Annotated in this window: 4 protein-coding genes; all 4 read left to right on the forward strand. The window is 58.5% G+C overall.

Annotated elements, in window-relative coordinates:
* A partial coding sequence (locus H5U08_RS11470; RefSeq protein WP_297033123.1) for an SIS domain-containing protein occupies positions 1-781 on the forward strand: 781 nt, incomplete at its 5' end.
* 218 nt (positions 782-999) lie between these two features.
* Positions 1,000-2,556, forward strand: coding sequence for an arylsulfatase (locus tag H5U08_RS11475; protein ID WP_297033125.1), 1,557 nt, complete (start codon positions 1,000-1,002; stop codon positions 2,554-2,556).
* A 267-nt stretch (positions 2,557-2,823) separates the two neighbouring features.
* Positions 2,824-3,390, forward strand: a complete 567-nt coding sequence (locus tag H5U08_RS11480) for a TadE/TadG family type IV pilus assembly protein (protein WP_297033127.1) — start codon at positions 2,824-2,826, stop codon at positions 3,388-3,390.
* 52 nt (positions 3,391-3,442) lie between these two features.
* Positions 3,443-4,217: TadE family protein (locus tag H5U08_RS11485; RefSeq protein WP_297033129.1), on the forward strand; the 775-nt coding region annotated here is incomplete at its 3' end.

A 4,217-nucleotide genomic window follows, 5' to 3' on the forward strand; every position in this document is an offset into this window, starting at 1 on the left:
TACAGATGGGGATACTGAGGCGACCGTGTGCCAATGGGCCCGCGTCTGGAACATGCGCGCCCGCAACGGATCGCTCGATCGGCTGTCTCGAAAGCGACCGCCCAATTCAGTAGATTCACACTGGTACACTCACTTGGCAGAGGAGTCACGCACCGTGCTCGGGGAAACGCTGGAACCGAAGGCCTATTTCGATCGTCTGGCGGAGGAACTTTGCAAACTTGATCTCGTTGCGCTGGCAACACTTTCGGACTGGCTGTACGACGCCTGGGAGCATCGCCGATGGATCTTCGTCTGTGGAAATGGTGGCTCAGCAGCCACCGCCAACCACCTCGCCCAGGACCTCGCCAAGGGAGTCATCCGGGAAGAAGATCTTCGCACCGATCGACGCCGCGGTTTTCGGTCCGTCAGCCTGGCAGCCAACATAAGCTGGCTTTCGGCCCTTGGGAACGATATGGGCTACGATCAGGTGTTCGTGCAGCAACTGGCCAATTATGGTAGTCCGGGCGACGTCCTCATCGCGATCAGCGGCTCCGGTAATAGTCCGAACGTCCTTAAGGCCGTGGAGTGGGCAAACTCGCATGGTCTGAGAACCTATGGCCTGACAGGATTTGATGGCGGAAAGCTGAAGCAAATCCAGCAAGCCGGGCTGCACGTTCCGCTTGACGATATGGAAATGGTGGAAAGCATCCACTCCTGCGCATGTCACTGGCTTGTGGATGACCTTCGGGCGCGAATCTATCGCATAGGACGCCACGCGACAGCGGCGGGCGGGATCAAATAAGCATGTTCTCCCTTGTAAACCAACCGTTCTGCGCGCAACGTGCCGGTTTGGCGACACTCAGCGGGCTTAGGATCTCGGCGTGCCACTCCAAGCGACGCCAAATCTCCGGTGTTAGCGTTAGAAACTTCTATCTCGGAAAGGCGGAAGCTACAATGGAAGCCTGCGGTGTCCTGAACAGAGGTTTTTTCAGTTGCGCGCTCAACTGGGGGAGGCGCACCATGAAGCGGATGATGCCGTGGGTTACCCGTTGCGGTCTGGCTATTCTGGCCATCTGTTGTTTGGGCGTTGTTCGGGCGGAAAATGCAAGGTCTGTCGCACCCGCAAAAGACCTGCCGAACATTGTGCTCATCTACGCAGATGATCTGGGCTACGGAGATGTGGGCTGCTACGGTGCGAAGCGGATTCCCACACCCAACATTGATCGCCTTGCCCGAGAGGGACTGCTCTTTCGCGATGCCCATTCGCCCGCTGCCACGTGCACGCCTTCGCGGTACGCCATGTTGACAGGCGAGTACGCGTTCCGCAAACGTGGCACCGGTGTCCTGCCCGGAGACGCGGCATTAATCATCGAGCCAGGTCGGGTCACGTTGCCTTCCGTATTGAAGAAGGCGGGCTACACGACGGCGGTTGTCGGCAAGTGGCACCTGGGACTGGGTGCGGGGGAAATCGACTGGAATGGCGAAATCAAGCCCGGTCCGCTGGAAATCGGTTTCGATTATTCCTTCATTATTCCGGCAACCGGGGATCGTGTTCCCTGCGTCTATGTGGAAAACCATCGAGTGGTGGGTGCCGATCCGAACGATCCTATCCGCGTCAGTTACAAAGAGAAAATCGGCGACGAGCCGACGGGCCGCGAAAGACCCGACCTGCTCAAATATCCATTCAGCCATGGACACGATGGTACGATTATCAACGGTATCAGCCGTATCGGATTTATGACCGGTGGCAAGAAAGCCCGTTGGGTGGACGAAGATATGGCCGACGTCCTCACTCAAAAAGCCCTGCGCTTCATGGAGGATCACCGTGACAAGCGATTCTTCCTCTACTTCGCCACGCATGACATCCACGTCCCGCGTCTCCCGCATCCCCGCTTTGTGGGCAAAAGTCAGTGCGGCCTACGGGGTGATGCGGCGGTGGAATTCGATTGGTGCGTGGGAGAAATCCTCTCCGCCCTGGACAGGCTTGGACTGCGAGACAAAACCCTTGTGATTTTCACCAGTGACAACGGCCCCGTTGTGGACGACGGGTATCGCGATGGTTCCGTGGAACACCTGGGAGATCACAAGCCAGCCGGTCCGTGGCGTGGAGGAAAGTACAGCGCCTTTGAAGGGGGAACCAGGGTCCCCATGATCGTTCGCTGGCCCGGACATGTCCCGGCCGGGAAAGAAACCAATGCCCTGGTCTGCCACGTGGATTTTCTCGCATCATTGGCCCAACTCGTCGGTCAACCGTTGCCTACGGAGGCAGCTCCCGACAGCATGAACGTCCTCGATGCAATCCTCGGAAAGTCGGCTCACGGTCGAGATGAATTGGTGGAACAGGCCGGTGTTCTGGCCTTGCGCGAGGGAAGTTGGAAATACATTCCACCGCGTAAGGGCCCAGCCATTAACGCTAACACGGGCACAGAACTCGGCGTCGCCCCGGAAGGAATGCTGTTCAATCTGGCCGAAGATCCGGGCGAACAGCACAATCTCGTGAAGCAGTTGCCAGAGAAAGCCCAGGCCATGGCACAACGCCTGCAGGAAATTCGTGAGGCAGGACGAACTCGCCCCTGAGATCGTGACTTGTCCCACGATGCATCCTTGCCCGGTCCGCCACCTTTTCTACCGGACGGAGGGCCAGCCATTCATTCGGCGGCCAATGTTGCGTTTTTGAAACATCTTCCCGCGAATGTTGTTGTCACTCATCGCTCTAAGGCCAGCTCGTCGTGCTTAATGGGGCCGTGCGTGCCCGCCCTTTTTCGAGCGGCACGGGGTTTGCACAAAGCCCCTCCGGCAGTCCGGTCGCTTGTCAGAAACAAGCTCTTTCTCGAAACCAAGATCATGAATTTGGCTCGTCTTCCCAAAAATTTACGCGGTTTCGCTGAACGAGGGTGGGCGGCGTCCACGCGGACGCGGAGGCAGCGACCTCCATTTCACCGTGGAGTCCTGAGCCTCGAGCTTGTCCTCGTGCTCCCGTTCATGCTGATGGCGCTTCTCGCCACCGTCCAGTTCGGAAAGTACTTCGCCAATTTGCAGGAGCTGGCCTTCGCCACCCGCGTCGGTGCCGAGGAAGCGGCCAGAACCGCTGGACTTTCCACTGTGGAAGGCGATCCCGTGCCCACGAACGTTGTCCAGGCCATCGACCAGCAACTGGCCGCTTTCGGTCTGACACGACGAATCATTGTTCTGGAACACAATGTGGGAGGAACACCCGTCAGTCTGGTGGAGCCCACCGGCGCACCTCTCCCAAGCAAACTCAGTCCCGTTCCCCCCGGGAAATATGTACGGATACTTATCACGGTTCCAAAGGCCGATGTTATGCCGGAGTTACTGAAAGTCTTTGGGCTGCACTTGGCAGGTGGGTGCAAGACAACCACCCTCTCAACCGTGTGGGCCTACGAGAAGTGAGCCACGTCCGCAAGCTACGGAGTTGTCATACTCATCTCTGTCGGATCAAGGCATGAACATCTTATTGTCAACACGCAGACTCCCGCCTTTCAAACACCGGTCAGAGACAGCCCGCGCCGGTCGTCGGGGAATTGCCACCCTGTGGCTTATACTCACCCTTCCAATTTTCCTGATCCTTTTTGGGTTCGTCGTGGAACTGGGGCACCTCTGGCTTGCACGTGTGGAGCTGGAAAACGCCCTGGAAGCGGCAGCCCGGGCCGCCGTGAAAGCCTGGGGTGATGCCGGTGGCGGTTCCACGTATATCCCTCGCCAGATCGGGGTTGCTTACGCGGCTGCCAATCGTGTTCGGGGGCTTCCTTTAGAAATCGCCCCCAATTACGACCCCACTCCTGATCCAGCCAATCCAAACGAGAACCTCACCTGCTGTGTGCAACCGGGAGATCCGGTCGGGGGTGTCAGCCCCGGAGGCAATCTCATTTTTGGGGCGGTCATCCGCGACCCCAACGCCACCTGCCCTATTGTGTTTGATGCCAGCAAGCGCCCCGGCTGCAGCCCTGGCACCGTCCTTATTGATGCCACTGCGCAGGGACCGGGAAACCTTGCCCAGGACAACGCCTGGGGCATTGTGTTTCGGGCGTCCCCGGACCTCCCCGCTGGATTGACGATTCAAAGCATCACCATCGATCTCCAAGCGGGGGGCGGCAGCGGTCAATTTGACTTCACTTCTGCCCCACCCACTCTTTCCGACAATCTGCCGACCCCGATCATCCCGTGTCATAACGATGTGGAGGGCTTTCCAGATCCGTCCTCGCAGATCGTGTTCTCAC

Origin of the sequence: Thermogutta sp., assembly GCF_014359955.1 — a bacterium.
Lineage (GTDB): Bacteria > Planctomycetota > Planctomycetia > Pirellulales > Thermoguttaceae > Thermogutta.